Origin of the sequence: Cellulomonas sp. C5510 (assembly GCF_019797765.1) — a bacterium.
Taxonomy (GTDB): Bacteria; Actinomycetota; Actinomycetes; order Actinomycetales; family Cellulomonadaceae; genus Cellulomonas.
In genome coordinates this window covers 3,824,654-3,840,771 of sequence record NZ_CP081862.1, presented here as the reverse complement: position 1 = coordinate 3,840,771, position 16,118 = coordinate 3,824,654, and the positions used below count along the sequence as shown (strand labels likewise).

Below are 16,118 nucleotides of genomic sequence, written 5' to 3'. Positions count from 1 at the left end.
GGCCCTGACGCGGGCCAGGACCGGTGGAGCAGAGCGGAGGGAGGCGTCGTGAGCGGGCAGGACTGGCTGGAGAAGGACTTCTACGCCGTGCTGGGCGTCCCCAAGGACGCCGACGCGGCCGCGATCAAGAAGGCGTACCGCAAGCTCGCCCGCACCATGCACCCGGACCACAACCCCGGGGACGCGGTCGCGGAGGCGAAGTTCAAGGAGGTCGGCGAGGCGTACGCCGTGCTGTCCGACCCCGAGCAGCGGCAGCAGTACGACCAGCTGAGGGCCATGGCCGGCGGCGCGCGGTTCCGCGCGGGTGCGGGCGACCCCGGCAGCGCGCAGGCGGGCGGGTTCGAGGACCTGTTCGGCGGTGTGTTCACCGGCGGTGGCTCACGCGTGCGGTTCCCGCAGGGCGGCGGTGGTGCCGCGGGCGGTGCGGGCGGTGCCGGCGGGTTCGAGGACCTGCTCGGCGGGCTGTTCGGCGGCGGCGGAGGCTTCGGCCAGACCCGCGCCGCGCGGCGCGGCGCCGACCTGTCCGCGGTGACCACCCTGCCGTTCCGGCAGGCCGTCGAGGGCTCGACCGTCGCGCTCGGCGTCGAGGGCCGCACCGTCAAGGCGCGGATCCCCGCCGGCGTCCGGGACGGGCAGAAGATCCGGCTGCGCGGCAAGGGCCGGCCCGGTGAGCACGGGGCGCCCCCCGGCGACCTCGAGGTCACCGTGCGGGTCACGCCGCACCCGGTGTTCGCGCTGGACGGCAACAACCTGCGCGTCACGCTGCCGGTCGCGTTCGACGAGGCCGCGCTCGGCGCCGAGGTGCCCGTGCCGACGCTCGACGGCGGCACGGTGCGGCTGAAGATCCCGGCCGGCACGCCGTCGGGTCGCACGCTGCGCGTCAAGGGTCGCGGCGTCACCACGACGTCCGGCACGGGAGACCTGCTGGTCACCGTGCAGGTGGTCGTCCCGCAGCGGCTCAACGCCGCCGCGAAGGAGGCCGTGCAGGCGTTCGGCATCGCGACGTCCGGCGAGGACCCGCGCGCCGAGCTGCTGGCGCGCGCCCAGGAGTGAGGCACCGCCGGGCGCCCGGGGCCTGACGGTCCCCGGTGTCCGGCGCCCGACGGCAGGAGGTGGTGGGGATGGTCTCGGAGGACGCGCAGGTCTACGTGATCTCGGTCGCCGCCGAGCTCGCCGGCATGCACCCGCAGACCCTCCGGCAGTACGACCGGCTCGGCCTCGTGCAGCCCGGTCGCACGCGCGGCCGGGGGCGGCGGTACTCCCTGCGGGACATCGCCACGCTGCGCGAGGTGCAGCGGCTCTCCCAGGAGGAGGGTGTCAACCTCGCCGGCATCAAGCGCATCCTCGAGCTCGAGTCCGAGGTCGAGCGGCTGCGCCGGCAGGTCGAGTACCTGCGGGCCTTCGCCGAGCCCGGACGGCGCGTGTTCACCGCACACCCCTCCGGCGACGTTGTGGCGATGGGACCGCTCGGACGCAGCCAGCGCCGGTCCGCCGCCTCCGCCGAGGACCCGCGAGCCGCCGGGGCGCGCGGGGCGATCGTGCTCTGGCGGCCGTCCGGGCGCTGACGCGCGACGTCACCCGGCGCGGTCCGGGCGAGGTCGCCTACGGTGGCAGGCGACGGGCTGGACGGACGAGGCGGGCACCATGCGAGGCAGGACCCCGGCGGCGGGCGCCGCGCTGCTCGTGGCGGTCCTGACGGTGCTCGGGCCCGGGCCCGCAGCGGCGGCGACCGTCGACGGAGGAGGCGGTGCGGCGGTCGGGAGCGGAGCCGCCGGCGGCACGGCGGACGGTACCGCCGCGGGCGGCGGGTCGGGCGGCGACGCCGCGGCACCCGAGCCCGTCCCGACGCCCGAGCCCACGTCGACCCCCGCGCCGACCTCCGCGCCCGCGCCGACGCCCGACCCCAGCCCGTCCGGGGAGCCGGAGGCGACGCCGACGCCGACCCAGGCACCCGCACCGCAGCCAAGCCCGAGCACGCCGGGGTCGCCGGGGCCCTCGCCCTCGCCGACGTCCGTCGTCCCCGAAGGATCCGGGACGGACGACGAGCAGCCCGCGCCCGGACGGCGCCCCGCCACGCCGCCCGCGGTCACGACGGCCGCCACGCCGTGGGGGCAGCTGCTCGGCGCGCTGGCGGTCGTCCTGGCGGGGGCCGTCGCGGTCGTGGTGCTCTCGGCGCGCCGGCGGGCTGCGGCGGCCGCAGCTGCCGCACACCGCGGCCCGGCGGCGGGCTCCGCGTCGTCCTCGCCGCCGTCGGTGGCTCCCACGGGCGGAGCCCCGGGCCCGGAGGATGTCCTGCGCCTGATGGTCACCGCCGGCGAGGCGATGATCGACGCCGGGCACACGGTGTCCTCGGTCGCCGAGACGCTCGACGACATCGCCGCGGCGCACGGCGTCCCCGGCGCGGAGACGGTCGTGCTCCCCACGGCGCTGCTGGTGTCGGTGCCGCAGGGGTCGACGGTCGCCACCGCCGCGGTGTCGACGGGTCGCCGTCCGCTCGACCTGTACCAGGTGGACGACCTGGCCGACGTGCTGCGCGACGCCGCCGCGCCCGCGGACGCCGCCGCACCCGCGGCCCCGGGGGCGCTGGTCGACCGGATCGCGGACCTGCGCGTCGCGCCGCGGCCGTTCGGGCCCGTGGCCCGGCTCGCCGGCTACCTGCTGCTGTCCGTCGGCCTCGCCGCGCTGCTGGGCGGGTCCTGGGTGGACCTGCTCGTGGCGGGCGGGCTGGGCGTGGCCGTCGGGGCGGTGCAGCTCGCCGTCCCGCCGCTGTCCAGCGGTCCCCAGGTGGCGCTCACGATCGCCGCGGCGTTCGGGGTGGCGCTCGCCGTGCTCCTGCTCGCCCGCGTCGTGCCCGGGCTCGGCGTGCTGCCGTCCGTCGTCGCGCCGCTCGCGCTGTTCCTGCCCGGCGGTCTCCTGACCACCGGGGTGATCGAGCTCGCGGCCGGCCAGATGCTGTCCGGCGGCGGGCGGCTCGCCGCCGGGACCATGCAGCTCGCCCTCCTGGCCGGCGGGATCGTCAGTGCCGGAGCCCTCGTCGGAGTCCCCGAGCTGGACCTCACGGCGTCGTCCCAGCCGCTCGGGCCGCTCGCACCGTGGGCGGGCGTCGTGCTGTTCGGCGTCGGGACCGTCGTGTTCCGGTGCGGTCGGCCGCGGACCACCGGCTGGGTCGTCCTGGTGCTCGCGGTGGCCTACGGGGCGCAGGTGGTCGGCGGGACACTGCTCGGCGGGGTGCTGTCGGCGTTCGTGGGCGCGCTCGTCATGACGCCCGTGGCGCTCGCCGTCGCGCGGTTCCCGTCCGGCCCGTCGCCACTCGTGTCGTTCCTGCCGGCGTTCTGGATGCTCGTGCCCGGTGCCCTCGGCCTGGTCGGCGTCGCGACCCTGCTCGACGGCGGGAGCGGCGCGCTGTCCACCCTCGTGTCGACGGCGGCCACCATGCTCGGGATCGCCCTCGGTGTGCTGCTCGGGCTGTCGGCGTCGCGGGCGATGCCCGGCCTGCCGCACCGGCGCGGCGGCGACGGCCTGCCCGGCACAGCCGTCGTGGGACGGCGGGTGCCCGTCGGCGGCGAGGGACCCGTGGCACCGCGCGCGGCGGCCCGGACGGACCACCGGTACCCCGCGGACGGCCCCGACCACGCCCCGGGCGCCCCGGAGACGCCGGCCGACCCTGAGGCGCCTCGGGTCTGACGCGCGCGCGGCGCACGAGCGGCCCGGGGCACGTGGGCACCGGCACCGCGGCACTCGGGCACCGCGGCACCCGGCGCCCCGGCCGCCCGGCACCCCGGCACCCCGGCCCTCTGGCCCTCTGGCGCTCCGGCGCTCCGGCGCCGCCGCACTCGGGCACCGCGGCACCCGGCGCCCCGGTGGCTGTGATGGTGATCGGATCCGTTCGCGCGGACACGCCGGGTGTGTCGGGTCGGGGGGATCCGAACGGGTGCGGGGGTGGGGGTGGAGGGCGTCGCGCGGGGGTCGGCGGGGACCCGCGACACGCCGGCGGGCGCGACACGCCGGACGCGGATCACGTCCGCGGCAGGTCCGCGGCGCGTCGTCCACAGGTGGACCCCGGTGTGGGTGGACTGGGGACGACGAAGGGGTCCCTGTGGACGACGCAGCAGGTCCCGCGGGTCGCCGCCCGGCGGGCTGTGTGTCAGTGGTCGGTCGTAACCTGTGGATGAAGCCGGACACCACGGCTCCGTGCACAGCCTGTGGAGAACGACACGCGTGTAACACCAGCACTTGTGGTCCCTTGCCGGGCGCACCACTAGGTGTAGTGTTCTAACTCGCCGCTCGACGCGGGCCCCGGCCACCCGGGAGACCCGCCGACGCGGCCCAGGACGAGCACCAGCAGTGCGGGGCGGGCGCGGGGGCGCACGTACCAGCGAGGCCTTCACACCGGGGAGACACGATGACCATCACCGTCTACAGCAAGCCGTCGTGCGTCCAGTGCAACGCGACGTACCGCGCCCTGGACAAGGCCGGGCTGGAGTACGAGGTCGTCGACATCACCGAGGACGCCGACGCCCGTGACTACGTCATGTCGCTCGGCCACCTGCAGGCGCCCGTCGTCGTGGCGGACGGCCACCACTGGTCGGGCTACCGCCCCGACCAGATCAAGGCGATCGCCGACCGCGCCGCGGTCTCCGTCGCCTGACGTCGCCGCCCGCCGCCCGCTGACCCGGGCGGCCCGGCCGCGACCCTGCACGATCCACGATCCGACCGGGGCGAGGGGGATCGACGAGCCATGAGCTCACTGGTCTACTTCTCCAGCGTCTCGGAGAACACCCGCCGATTCGTCGACAAGCTGGACATCGACGCCGCGCGCATCCCGCTCCGCCCGACGGAGCCGTTCCTCCGCGTCACCGACCCCTACGTGCTGGTGGTCCCGACGTACGGGGGCGGCAACGAGGGCGGCGCGGTCCCGCGGCAGGTCGTGAAGTTCCTCAACGACGCATCGAACCGTTCCCTCATCCGCGGCGTCATCGCGGCGGGGAACACCAACTTCGGCGCTGCCTACTGCATCGCCGGGGACATCATCGCCGCGAAGTGCCAGGTCCCGTACCTGTACGCCTTCGAGCTCATGGGAACGACCGAGGACGTCACGCGCGTCCGAGAGGGATGGGGACGATTTTGGCAGCGACAGTCACGGATGCCGGCCTGACCGACGGCACGCAGGTCGTCACCATCACGCCCGAGATGGACTACCACTCGCTCAACGCGATGCTGAACCTGTACGGGCCGAACGGCGAGATCCAGTTCGACAAGGACCGGGAGGCGGCGCGGCAGTACTTCCTGCAGCACGTCAACCAGAACACCGTCTTCTTCCACGACCTCGAGGAGAAGCTGGACTACCTGGTCACGAACAAGTACTACGAGGCCGAGGTCCTGGCCCAGTACGACCACGAGTTCATCAAGCGGCTCTTCAAGCACGCGTACTCGAAGAAGTTCCGGTTCCAGACGTTCCTCGGCGCGTTCAAGTACTACACCTCGTACACGCTGAAGACGTTCGACGGCAAGCGGTACCTCGAGCGGTTCGAGGACCGCGTCGCGATGGTGTCGCTGACGCTGGCGGCCGGTGACGAGACGTTCGCCCTGCAGCTCGTCGACGAGATCATCTCCGGCCGGTTCCAGCCGGCCACGCCGACGTTCCTCAACCTCGGCAAGGCGCAGCGCGGCGAGCCCGTGTCCTGCTTCCTGCTGCGCATCGAGGACAACATGGAGTCGATCGCGCGCGGCATCAACTCCGCCCTGCAGCTGTCGAAGCGCGGCGGCGGCGTGGCGCTGCTGCTGTCGAACATCCGCGAGCACGGCGCGCCCATCAAGCACATCGAGAACCAGAGCTCCGGCGTCATCCCCGTGATGAAGCTGCTCGAGGACTCGTTCTCGTACGCGAACCAGCTGGGTGCGCGCCAGGGCGCCGGCGCGGTGTACCTGCACGCGCACCACCCCGACATCATGCGGTTCCTCGACACCAAGCGGGAGAACGCGGACGAGAAGATCCGCATCAAGACCCTGTCGTTGGGCGTCGTCATCCCGGACATCACGTTCGAGCTCGCGAAGAACAACGAGGACATGTACCTGTTCTCGCCGTACGACGTCGAGCGCGTCTACGGGGTGCCGTTCGCGGACGTCAACGTCTCCGAGAAGTACCGCGAGATGGTCGACAACGGCGAGATCCGCAAGAAGAAGATCAACGCCCGCGACTTCTTCCAGACGCTCGCCGAGCTGCAGTTCGAGTCCGGCTACCCGTACATCCTGTTCGAGGACACGGCGAACCGCGCGAACCCGATCAAGGGCAAGATCACGCACTCGAACCTGTGCTCGGAGATCCTGCAGGTGTCGACGCCGTCGACCTTCAACGAGGACCTGTCCTACGCCGAGGTCGGCCGGGACATCTCCTGCAACCTCGGCTCGATGAACATCGCGCTGGCGATGGACTCCCCGGACTTCGGCCGCTCGGTCGAGACCGCGATCCGCGCGCTGACCGCGGTGTCGGACCAGACGGACATCGAGTCGGTGCCGTCCGTGAAGAAGGCGAACCGCGGCGGGCACGCCATCGGCCTCGGGCAGATGAACCTGCACGGCTACCTGGCGCGCGAGCACATCTACTACGGGTCCGACGAGGGCCTCGACTTCACGAACATCTACTTCTACACGGTGGCGTACCACGCGATCCGGGCGTCGAACCTGCTGGCGAAGGAGCGCGGCCAGGCGTTCCTCGGCTTCGAGGACTCGACGTACGCGTCCGGCGAGTACTTCGCCAAGTACGTCGAGGGCACGTGGGAGCCGCGCACCGCCCGGGTACGGGAGCTGTTCGCGACGGCCGGCGTGCACATCCCGACGCAGGACGACTGGCGGGCGCTGGCGGAGTCGGTGCGCGAGCACGGGCTCTACAACCAGAACCTCCAGGCGGTCCCGCCGACGGGCTCCATCTCGTACATCAACAACTCGACCTCCTCGATCCACCCGATCGTGTCGAAGATCGAGATCCGCAAGGAGGGCAAGATCGGCCGGGTCTACTACCCCGCGCCGTTCATGACCAACGAGAACCTGGACTACTACCAGGACGCGTACGAGATCGGCTACGAGAAGATCATCGACACGTACGCCGAGGCCACGCAGCACGTGGACCAGGGCCTGTCGCTGACGCTGTTCTTCAAGGACACCGCCACCACGCGCGACATCAACCGGGCCCAGATCTACGCCTGGCGCAAGGGCATCAAGACGCTCTACTACATCCGCCTGCGGCAGATGGCGCTCGAGGGCACCGAGGTCGAGGGCTGCGTGTCCTGCATGCTCTGAGCGACCGGCGCCGGCCGTGCCTGCGGGCCCGGCCGGCGCGTCGGTCCCGGGGTGCAGGATGGGGAGCAGGACGTCGCGGGCCCCGGCCCGCAGCCGCGGTCGGCGCGGCGAACCACGACACGACGATGGAGCAGTGATGGCGGAGAAGCTGAAGTTGATCGACCGCGTGCAGGCGATCAACTGGAACCGGCTCGAGGACGACAAGGACCTCGAGGTCTGGGACCGGCTCACGGGCAACTTCTGGCTGCCGGAGAAGGTGCCGCTGTCCAACGACATCCAGTCGTGGGCGACGCTCACGGAGACCGAGAAGCAGATGACCACCCGGGTGTTCACGGGTCTGACGCTGCTCGACACCATCCAGGGCACGGTCGGCGCGGTCTCGCTGATCCCCGACGCCCTGACCCCGCACGAGGAGGCGGTGTACACCAACATCGCGTTCATGGAGTCGGTGCACGCCCGCTCCTACTCCTCGATCTTCTCGACCCTCATCTCCACGCGGGAGATCGACGAGGCGTTCCGCTGGTCGGAGGAGAACCCGAACCTGCAGCGCAAGGCCGAGATCGTCCTCAACTACTACCGGGGCGACGACCCGCTGAAGCGCAAGGTCGCCTCGACGATGCTCGAGTCGTTCCTGTTCTACTCCGGCTTCTACGCGCCGATGTACTGGTCCTCGCGGGCCAAGCTCACCAACACGGCCGACCTGATCCGCCTGATCATCCGCGACGAGGCGGTGCACGGCTACTACATCGGCTACAAGTTCCAGAAGGGTCTGGAGAAGCTCACGGAGGCGGAGCGCCAGGAGCTCAAGGACTACACGTTCGAGCTGCTGTTCGAGCTGTACGACAACGAGGTGGAGTACACCCAGGACCTGTACGACCCCCTGGGCCTCACCGAGGACGTCAAGAAGTTCCTGCGCTACAACGCCAACAAGGCCCTGATGAACCTGGGCTACGAGGCGCTGTTCCCGCGCGACGAGACGGACGTGAACGCCGCGATCCTCGCCGCCCTGTCGCCGAACGCCGACGAGAACCACGACTTCTTCTCCGGGTCGGGCTCCTCGTACGTCATCGGCAAGGCCGTGAACACCGAGGACGAGGACTGGGACTTCTGATCCCGGCCTGACCCGCGCGCGACGACGGCGGACGCCGGACCTCCGGCGTCCGCCGTCGTCGTGCGGAGGGACCTCAGCCCCCGGACCCGGCCCCGATGACGGCGACGACCACGGAGCCGATGGCGGTCCACGCCAGCACCGTCCACGGCAGCAGCATGCTCACGCGCTGCGGGGCCGCCTCCTCGCGCGGGCCGACCACGGGGTCGGCGGTCCGGCCGCGACGCCCGAGGACCACGTCCGCCCCGACGCCGGTGGCGAGCAGCAGCAGGCCGGCGCCCAGGGCCGCGGGCGCGGGCAGGTGCGCGATCGGCGCCTCGATGCGCAGCAGCAGCGCCGACGGGACGAGCGCAGCGGTGACGCCGGCGCCGACGGCCACCGCGGCGACGAGCGGCCTGCGGACGATCAGCTCCAGCAGGCGGTCCGCGCCCCGGGCGAGGAGCCCGCACCCGGCGGCCACGACCGCCAGCATCGCCAGGTGGCCCCAGGTGAGCGTGACGTCGCCGCCACGGGCGATCTCGCCGACCGCCGTGATGACGGTGGTCATGCCGGCGAGCTCGACGGCCAGCGGCGCGAGGTGCGGCCACCACCGGGGACGCGGGGTGGGGAACGTCTCGGCGACCGTCCGGGCGTAGGCGGCGGGGTCGCCGAAGGCGACGTGCGCGGGTTCGCCGCTGTCCCGGCAGTGGGCGTCGATCTCGGCGAGCGCGTCGCCGATGCGCTCACCCGGGACGTCGCGCAGCCGCGCCTCGAGGACGAACGCGTCGACCCAGCCCGGGTCGACGGCGGACGCGATCTGCTGGGCGTCGGTCGGGTGGCGGGTGTCAGGCACGGGGGTCCTCTCCTCCGGGGGCGGGTGCGGCCAGGTGGGCGTCGACGACCGCCGCGAAGCGCGTCCAGCGCGCCACCAGGTCGAGCAGGTGGCGGCGCCCCTCCGGGCTGATCTCGTAGTACTTGCGTCCGGGGCCGCCCTCACCGGCGCGCCACTCGACGGTCACGTGGCCGGCGGCTTCGAGGCGGCCGAGCAGGGGGTAGAGCGTGCCGCCCTTGATCTCGCCGATCCCGGCCTCGGCGAGGCGGGTGGCGATGGCGTACCCGTACGTCGGGCCGTCGTCGAGCACGCGCAGCACCGCCTGCGGCAGCACGCCCCGCAGCCACTCGCCGGGCCACTCGCGGTCGTCGGTCACGTCTAGATCGTACGGCTGACTAGATGGGCAGACAACCTACTAGCCAGGCCCGGCGGCGGACCCGGGGTCCCGGCTGCCCGCCGGCGCGGTCTGGGACACTCGCCCCACACGACGAAGGAGGACCTGAGGGTGGAGCTCGACCTGGCGACGGCGCTCGCGGACGGCCGCACGGAGTACGACAAGATGGTGGCCGGCGACTGGTACCGCTACCGGTCCGGGCCCGAGCTGGCGGACATGACGACCAGCACGCAGCGCACGTGCCGCCGGATCACGGCGCTGTACGACGAGGACCGGCCCGCGGCCGAGACGCTGTTCCGCGAGCTGCTGGGCACGGTCGGAGAGGGGGTCGACTTCCGGCCGCCGTTCTACCTCGACTACGGGCACCGGCTGCACCTCGGGGACCGGACGTTCGTCAACGCGGACTTCCTGACCCTGGGCGGCGGCGAGATCCGGATCGGTGCGGACGTGCTGATCGGCCCGAGCGTCCGCCTGTACACGCCGACGCACGTGCTCGACCCCGAGCTGCGCCCGCAGGGATGGGAGCGGGTGTCCCCGATCACGATCGAGGACGGCGTGTGGCTGGGCGGCAGCGTCGTGGTCTGCCCGGGCGTCACCATCGGCGCGCGGTCGGTGGTCGGTGCCGGGTCGGTCGTGACGAAGGACGTGCCGCCGGACGTGGTCGTGGCCGGCAACCCGGCGCGCGTCGTGCGCCCGCTCGTGCCGGAGGGCTGACCTCGGGCACCGTGCCGCCGGTGCGGCCGTCAGCGGTCGCGCAGGTCGTCCGGGTCGGGCCCGGGGGTGGTCGGCGAGGCCGCCGGCGCGTCGGGGTCGTCGTGCGCGGAAGGCCCCTCGTCGCCGTGGCCCTCGTGCTCCTGCCCCTGGTTGATGTCGTCGGGGTTCGGCCCGGGGCTCGCCCGGTGACCCGGCGACGTGGGGATGGCCGCGCCCGTGCGCTCGTGCGGATCTGAGGTGCTCATGCCGGTCACTCCTCTGTGCGTGCGGCGTCGAGTCCTGGAACGCTCTCACCGTACGCGCGACCGGGCCCCGGCGCCGCTCGGGGTCAGCGGCGCTCCGGCTCCCCCGTGGTGCCGTCGCCCAGCTGCGAGGGGAGGGCGACGCCGCACGTCCCGCCGGTCCCCAGCACGGTGTGCACGACCTGGTCGCGCCCCCCGACGCCGCCGGCGCGGACGTCCCGGTGCCCGGCGCGGTCCGTCCCGGCGACCGTGAGGATTCCGTCAGGATCGGCGCGCCCCGCGCGCCGCGGCACCGGTGACCCGGTGGGATGCCTGCGGGCGCCGCCGCGCCGCCGCCCTGCCCACCGCCCTCCCGCCGACCTGCCCCCGCCGACCGAGGAGCCTCTCGTGCCCGATGCCGTCCTGCGCCTGCGGTCCCGGCTGAGCGTGCACCGGGGACCCGGACAGCTCGTGGCGCTCGGCTTCGCCGCGGCGATCGCGGTCGGCACGGTCCTGCTCTCGCTCCCCGCCGCGGGGAGGCCGGGTCACGCGGCGTCGCTGCTGGAGGCGCTCTTCACGGCCACGTCCGCGGTGTGCGTGACGGGCCTCGCGGTCGTCGACACCGCGACGGCGTGGTCGGGCTTCGGCCAGGTGGTGATCCTGGTGCTCATCCAGGTCGGCGGCTTCGGGATCATGACGCTGGCCTCGCTGCTCGGCGTGCTGCTGTCCCGCCGCCTCGGGCTCCGCACCCGCCTGACGGCCGCGGCCGCCACCCGGAGCGTCGGGCTCGGTGACGTCCGCCGCGTCCTCCTCGGGGTCGGGGTCATCACGGCGGTCGTCGAGGTGGGCACCGCCGCGGTCCTGGCGGCCCGGCTCACCGTGGCGTACGACGAGCCGGTGGGACGCGCGTTGTGGCTCGGCGTGTTCCACTCCGTGTCGGCGTTCAACAACGCCGGGTTCGCGCTGTACCCCGACAGCCTGGTGCGATTCGCCTCCGACGCGTGGGTCACGCTGCCCGTGACCGCCGCGGTGCTGGTCGGCGGGATCGGCTTCCCGGTCCTCCTGGAGCTGCACCGCAACCCGCGCCGTCCCCGGCGGTGGTCCCTCCACACCCGCCTCACGCTGCTGCTCACCGCCGTCCTGCTGCCGGCGGGGTCCCTGCTCGTGCTGCTCGGCGAGTGGTCCAACCCCGCCACGCTCGGGCCGATGAGCACGCCGACGAAGCTGCTCAACGCGTTCGTGCACGGCGTCATGCCGCGGACGGCGGGCTTCAACACGGTCGACGTCGCGGGCATGAACCCGGGGACGTGGATGGGCAACGACGTCCTGATGTTCATCGGGGGTGGCAGCGCCGGCACGGCCGGTGGCATCAAGCTCACGACCTTCGCCGTCCTGCTCTTCGTCATCTGGTCCGAGCTGCGCGGTGATCCCGACGTCACCGTGTTCGACCGCCGCATCTCCACCACCACGCAGCGGCAGGCGCTCTCGGTGGCTCTGCTGGGGGTCGCCGCCGTCGTGGGCCCGGCGGTGCTCATCACGCTCACCTCGTCGTTCAGCGGGGACCAGGTGCTGTTCGAGGTCGTGTCCGCGTTCGCGACCGTCGGCCTGTCCACCGGGATCACCGCGGACCTGGCGGGCTGGCACCAGGTCCTGCTGATCGGCCTCATGTTCGTCGGACGTCTCGGTCCGATCACGCTCGGGACCGCGCTCGCCCTGCGCGAGCGCCGCCGGCTGTTCCGCCACCCCGAGAGCGCGCCGATCATCGGCTGAACCACGCGCTCCGTCCCCCGGGGCGTCCGGGTGGTCGCTGGTCCTCGCCGTGCGAACCGGTCCCCGGCCCCGGCCGCGCGCTGCCAGGATGCCCGCATGCCCTCGCCCCGTCTGCTCGCGGTCGTCGGTGCCGCTCTGCTGCTGCCGCTCCTCGTGCCCGGCGGCGCCGACCCGGCCCCCGCCGGCGCACCGCCCGCGACGCCCGGCCGGCCCGGGTGGGCCGCGGTGGCCGCGCCCCCTCTCGCCGAGGCGCCGGCGTTCCCGGCGCTCGGGCCCCTGCCGGCAGCGGAGGACCGCACGGAGGGCCTGCGCGTCGCGACCTCCGCCACGTACTCCGTGGATCTGGCGGCGAGCGTCGTGCACGTCGAGCACGTGGCGACGCTGACGCACGAGACCCCGCCGTCGCGCGGCTGGTACTACACGTTCGAGGAGTACGCGGTGCCGTTCCTGCCCGGCGGGACCGGCGTGAGCGCGACATGGGACGACGGGACCCCGCTGGCGTTCACCCTGGAGCCCGGCACGGACGAGTACCTGCCGGCGGTCGTGGTCGGGTTGCGGCCGGTGCTGACGTACGGGGACACCCGGACGCTGCGGGTCACGTACGACCTGCCGGCGCAGCCGCCGCGCGTCGCCACGTACGCGCAGGTGAACCCGGCGTTCGCGACGTTCCCCGTGGTGCTCGACGGCGACCCGGGTCTGGCCGCCGCGCGCGTCGTGGTGCCGGGGGGACCGGAGGTCGAGGTGGTCGGCGGTCCGATGACGCCGACGCCCTCCGGCGACGGCACGACGTGGAGCGCGGACGCCGTCGCCGACCCCGCCGCGTGGCAGGCGCAGGTGGTCGTGCGGGACGACGAGGCACTGGTGCCGGCCGACGTGGACTACGGCGACGGCGTGCGGGTGCTCGGCTGGCCAGCCGACGAGGAGTGGCTGGCGTTCACCACCGACCTGGCCGGGCGCGGCCTGCCGGCGCTGGAGGAGGTGATCGGGCACCCGTGGACGGTGACGGGCGAGCTGACGATCCTCGAGGCGGCCACGCCGAGCGCGCACGGGTACGCGGGCTGGTACGACCACGACCGCGGCACGATCGAGGTCGGGGACATGCTCGACGCCCACGTGACGCTCCACGAGCTCGCCCACGCGTGGTTCAACGGGACGACGTTCGAGGGCCGGTGGATCGGCGAGGCGCTCGCCGACGAGTACGCCGCGATCGCGGTGGAGGCCCTCGGCGAGGAGCGGCCGGAGCCCGCACCGCTGGACGTCGCGCGGCCCGACGCGATCCGCCTGGTCGACTGGGAGGACGCCCGTGCGGACGGGCCCGAGGGGGGCGCGCACGACGAGTACGGCTACGCGGCGTCCTGGTGGGTGTCGCACGAGATCGCCGCGGAGATCGGGCCGGAGGCGCTGTCCGTCGCCGTCGGTGCGGCGGTCTCCGGGAAGGACGCGTACCCCGCGCCGACCGACGAGGAGGGCCCGCCGGGCCCCACCGGGTGGCAGCGGCTGCTCGACCTCCTCGAGCAGGCCGGGGGCTCCGAACGGGCCGCGCAGGTGTTCCGCGACGTCGTGGTGCGGCAGGAGGACCTCCCGCTGCTCGACGCCCGGGACGGCGCCCGGCGCGAGTACCGGCGGCTGCTCGACGCGGGCGACGGGTGGGCACCGCCGGCAGGGGTCCGGGACGCGATGGCGGACTGGCGGTTCGACGACGCGACGGCCGCCGTCCCCGGGGTGCTGGCGCTGCTGGAGGACCGGGACGTCCTCGAGGCCGAGCTCGCCGGCATCGGGGCGGACGTCCCGGCCGCGCTGCAGGAGCAGGTGGAGAACGCGACGTCCGTGCCGCAGGCGGCGGGCCTCGTCGCGCAGGCGGGGGAGGCCGGCGCGGCGCTCGTCGCCGCCACCGGCGCGCGGGAGGCAGCGGACCCGGTGACGCGGCTCGGGATGCTCGCCGGCGGCGTCGACGGGGACCTCGAGGCGGCGCGCACCGCGTTGGACGCCGGCCGGTACCAGGAGGCCACGGCCGCGGCCGAGCGGGCGTCCGGCACGCTCGCCTCCGCGCCCGCACGGGCGGCCGTCGCGGCGGGCGCGCTCGTCGTGCTGGTGGCGGGCGGCGTGCTGCTGGTCGTCCGGCGCCGCCGGGCGGCTGCCCGTCGCCCGGCGGGGCCCCCGACGGTGCCCGCGGCGGCACCGACGTCGCCGCCCACGCCGCCCACGGCGCCCACGCCGCCCACGGTGCCCACGCAGCCCGGGGCGCCCGACGGCACTCCCACGCCGCCGCCCGGCGGGCCGGACCCCGGGGGTCGCGCCCGGTCGTGATCCGACGCCCGCCGGCGCACGACGGCGGCCGTCGCGGGCCACCGTGCGCCGCACGCGCATCTCGGCTTCACTCGACCGGGGGCGTCGCCCGCCCGGAGAGGAGGCCCCGTGCCCGCCACCGTGCTCGTCGTCGGCCTCCTCGCGGCCGTCCTGGCGCGTCGCGTGCCGTGGGTGCGCACCCGGCTGCCGGTGCCCGCGTCGACGACCGCGGCGTGGCTGGCGGCCGCGGGCAGCGCCCTGGCGGTGGCGGGCCTCCCGGCGGGGTGGCGCGCGGTGGCCGGGGGCGCGCTCGCTGCCGCCTCGGCCGCGGTGGCGGTCGGCGCGGCCGCGTGGGTCACCGGCCGGCTGCGGGGGCCGCTCGACCGCCGCCGGCGCCGCCGCGAGGGGCAGCCGACGCTCCGGGAGCGGACGGTGGCGTTCGCCGGGCGGCACCCCGTGCGGGTCGCGGGCCACGACGTCGTGGGCACGACGGTGCGTGCGGGACTGCGGGCGGGCGACGTGCGCGTCACCGGGCTCGCCGCCGAGATGACGTACTACGCCCTCATCTCGCTGGTGCCGATCACGACGGCCCTCGGCGCCAGCCTGGGGTACCTGCGGCCGGTGCTCGGGGACGACCAGGTGGAGCAGCTGCGGTCGAGCGTCGTGGACACGCTCGCGGCCGTGTTCGCGCAGCAGGTCGCCGGCGACGTGCTGGTGCCGCTGGTCGACGGCCTGCTGGACGAGCAGCGTGGCGGGTTCGCGGTCGGTGCCCTGGTGCTCACGCTGTACCTGGCGAGCCGGGTGTTCCGGGCGGCGGTGCGCGCGCTCGACGACGCCTACCAGGTGCGGAGCCGGCGCGGGGTGGTCGCGCAGTACGCCCTGGGGCTGGCGTTCACGGTCGGGGCGCTGGTGACGGTCGTGACGGCGCTGCTGCTGGTCGTCGTCGGCCCGCTGCTCGGGGGCGGCGCGAGCCTGGCGGACCGCCTCGGGCTGGGCGACGCGTTCCGGACGGCCTGGGACCTGCTGCGCTGGCCCGCCGTGCTGGCGGTGACGACGGCGTTCCTCACGCTCCTGTACCGGTACGCGCCGAGCGCGGACTCCACGTGGCGGCGCTGCCTCCCCGGGGCGGTGGTGGGCACCGCGGGGGTGCTGCTCGTGTCCGCGGGGTACCTGTCGTACGTGCGGGTCGCGGTGCCGGACACCCCCGGGGCGTCCCCCGGCAGCGAGGCCGTGGTGCAGGCGGCGGCGCAGATGCTCGGGCTGGTGCTGGCGGGCGCGCTGTGGCTGTGGCTGTGCAGCGTCGCCGTGCTCGCCGGGGGTGTGCTGGTCGCGGAGCTCGACGCCGAGCAGGACGGGCGCGCGGGACACGCGCAGCGGGGACGGGGACCCGGCCACCCGCACGGCGGGGGCCGTGCGGAGCCTCCTGCCGGCGTCCCCGGGGCGGGAGGCGGTCCGCGGCCGGCCCCGCCCCGGGACCCCGGGTGACGCGCCGGCCGCGCCCCGGTGCGGAGCCGCCCG

The 16,118-nt window shown here is 74.6% G+C and carries 15 protein-coding genes; 11 read left to right on the top strand and 4 right to left on the bottom strand.

The window, feature by feature from the left end:
• Nucleotides 1-48: 48 nt before the first annotated feature.
• From K5O09_RS17560 to nrdF, 7 genes are all read left to right on the top strand, one after another.
• Nucleotides 49-1,053 carry a DnaJ C-terminal domain-containing protein gene (locus K5O09_RS17560; RefSeq protein ID WP_222170740.1) on the top strand — a complete coding sequence of 335 codons (1,005 nt, stop codon included), beginning with the start codon at nucleotides 49-51 and terminating at the stop codon, nucleotides 1,051-1,053.
• Nucleotides 1,054-1,121: 68 nt separating this feature from the next.
• Complete coding sequence (locus K5O09_RS17555) at nucleotides 1,122-1,565, top strand: heat shock protein transcriptional repressor HspR (protein ID WP_222170739.1); 444 nt, start codon at nucleotides 1,122-1,124, stop codon at nucleotides 1,563-1,565.
• Nucleotides 1,566-1,644: 79 nt separating this feature from the next.
• Complete coding sequence (locus K5O09_RS17550; RefSeq protein ID WP_222170738.1) at nucleotides 1,645-3,684, top strand: threonine/serine exporter ThrE family protein; 2,040 nt, start codon at nucleotides 1,645-1,647, stop codon at nucleotides 3,682-3,684.
• Nucleotides 3,685-4,402: 718 nt separating this feature from the next.
• Complete coding sequence (gene nrdH / locus K5O09_RS17545) at nucleotides 4,403-4,648, top strand: glutaredoxin-like protein NrdH (protein WP_222170737.1); 246 nt, start codon at nucleotides 4,403-4,405, stop codon at nucleotides 4,646-4,648.
• A gap of 90 nt (nucleotides 4,649-4,738) precedes the next feature.
• On the top strand, nucleotides 4,739-5,155 hold the full coding sequence (nrdI, locus tag K5O09_RS17540) for a class Ib ribonucleoside-diphosphate reductase assembly flavoprotein NrdI (RefSeq protein WP_222170736.1): 417 nt from the start codon (nucleotides 4,739-4,741) through the stop codon (nucleotides 5,153-5,155).
• Complete coding sequence (nrdE, locus tag K5O09_RS17535; protein ID WP_370635487.1) at nucleotides 5,125-7,296, top strand: class 1b ribonucleoside-diphosphate reductase subunit alpha; 2,172 nt, start codon at nucleotides 5,125-5,127, stop codon at nucleotides 7,294-7,296. The genes nrdI and nrdE overlap by 31 nt, the downstream gene beginning before the upstream one ends.
• A gap of 136 nt (nucleotides 7,297-7,432) precedes the next feature.
• A complete protein-coding gene (nrdF, locus tag K5O09_RS17530) occupies nucleotides 7,433-8,407 on the top strand; it encodes a class 1b ribonucleoside-diphosphate reductase subunit beta (RefSeq protein ID WP_222170735.1) in 975 nt (324 codons plus the stop codon).
• A 73-nt stretch (nucleotides 8,408-8,480) separates the two neighbouring features.
• Here nrdF and K5O09_RS17525 read toward each other — a convergent pair whose 3' ends face one another.
• Both K5O09_RS17525 and K5O09_RS17520 read right to left on the bottom strand, forming a co-directional pair.
• Nucleotides 8,481-9,236: a hypothetical protein gene (locus K5O09_RS17525; protein WP_222170734.1), complete on the bottom strand. Its 756-nt coding sequence runs from the start codon at nucleotides 9,234-9,236 to the stop codon at nucleotides 8,481-8,483.
• A complete protein-coding gene (locus K5O09_RS17520) occupies nucleotides 9,229-9,591 on the bottom strand; it encodes a PadR family transcriptional regulator (RefSeq protein ID WP_222170733.1) in 363 nt (120 codons plus the stop codon). The genes K5O09_RS17525 and K5O09_RS17520 overlap by 8 nt, the downstream gene beginning before the upstream one ends.
• 129 nt (nucleotides 9,592-9,720) lie before the next feature.
• Here K5O09_RS17520 and K5O09_RS17515 point away from each other — a divergent pair, with 129 nt between their 5' ends.
• On the top strand, nucleotides 9,721-10,323 hold the full coding sequence (locus K5O09_RS17515; RefSeq protein WP_222170732.1) for a sugar O-acetyltransferase: 603 nt from the start codon (nucleotides 9,721-9,723) through the stop codon (nucleotides 10,321-10,323).
• A gap of 29 nt (nucleotides 10,324-10,352) precedes the next feature.
• On the opposite strand, the gene K5O09_RS17510 is transcribed toward K5O09_RS17515, so the two are convergent.
• Together K5O09_RS17510 and K5O09_RS17505 are read right to left on the bottom strand one after the other, a co-directional pair.
• A complete protein-coding gene (locus tag K5O09_RS17510) occupies nucleotides 10,353-10,568 on the bottom strand; it encodes a hypothetical protein (protein WP_222170731.1) in 216 nt (71 codons plus the stop codon).
• Between the two features lie 83 nt (nucleotides 10,569-10,651).
• Nucleotides 10,652-10,858 (bottom strand): hypothetical protein, encoded by a 207-nt coding sequence (locus K5O09_RS17505; RefSeq protein ID WP_222170730.1) that lies wholly within the window; start codon nucleotides 10,856-10,858, stop codon nucleotides 10,652-10,654.
• 94 nt (nucleotides 10,859-10,952) lie between these two features.
• Here K5O09_RS17505 and K5O09_RS17500 point away from each other — a divergent pair, with 94 nt between their 5' ends.
• From K5O09_RS17500 to K5O09_RS17490, 3 genes are all read left to right on the top strand, one after another.
• Nucleotides 10,953-12,314, top strand: a complete 1,362-nt coding sequence (locus K5O09_RS17500) for a TrkH family potassium uptake protein (protein WP_222170729.1) — start codon at nucleotides 10,953-10,955, stop codon at nucleotides 12,312-12,314.
• 96 nt (nucleotides 12,315-12,410) lie between these two features.
• Nucleotides 12,411-14,621, top strand: a complete 2,211-nt coding sequence (locus K5O09_RS17495; protein WP_222170728.1) for a hypothetical protein — start codon at nucleotides 12,411-12,413, stop codon at nucleotides 14,619-14,621.
• Between the two features lie 108 nt (nucleotides 14,622-14,729).
• Nucleotides 14,730-16,085: a YihY/virulence factor BrkB family protein gene (locus tag K5O09_RS17490; protein WP_222170727.1), complete on the top strand. Its 1,356-nt coding sequence runs from the start codon at nucleotides 14,730-14,732 to the stop codon at nucleotides 16,083-16,085.
• Nucleotides 16,086-16,118: the final 33 nt, after the last annotated feature.

Coding starts and splice junctions, on each gene's coding strand:
- nrdH (WP_222170737.1), top strand. CDS start 4,403: ATGACCATCACCGTCTACAGCAAGCCGTCGTGCGTCCAGTGCAACGCG.
- K5O09_RS17510 (WP_222170731.1), bottom strand. CDS start 10,568: ATGAGCACCTCAGATCCGCACGAGCGCACGGGCGCGGCCATCCCCACG.
- K5O09_RS17495 (WP_222170728.1), top strand. CDS start 12,411: ATGCCCTCGCCCCGTCTGCTCGCGGTCGTCGGTGCCGCTCTGCTGCTG.
- K5O09_RS17550 (WP_222170738.1), top strand. CDS start 1,645: ATGCGAGGCAGGACCCCGGCGGCGGGCGCCGCGCTGCTCGTGGCGGTC.
- nrdF (WP_222170735.1), top strand. CDS start 7,433: ATGGCGGAGAAGCTGAAGTTGATCGACCGCGTGCAGGCGATCAACTGG.
- nrdI (WP_222170736.1), top strand. CDS start 4,739: ATGAGCTCACTGGTCTACTTCTCCAGCGTCTCGGAGAACACCCGCCGA.
- K5O09_RS17555 (WP_222170739.1), top strand. CDS start 1,122: ATGGTCTCGGAGGACGCGCAGGTCTACGTGATCTCGGTCGCCGCCGAG.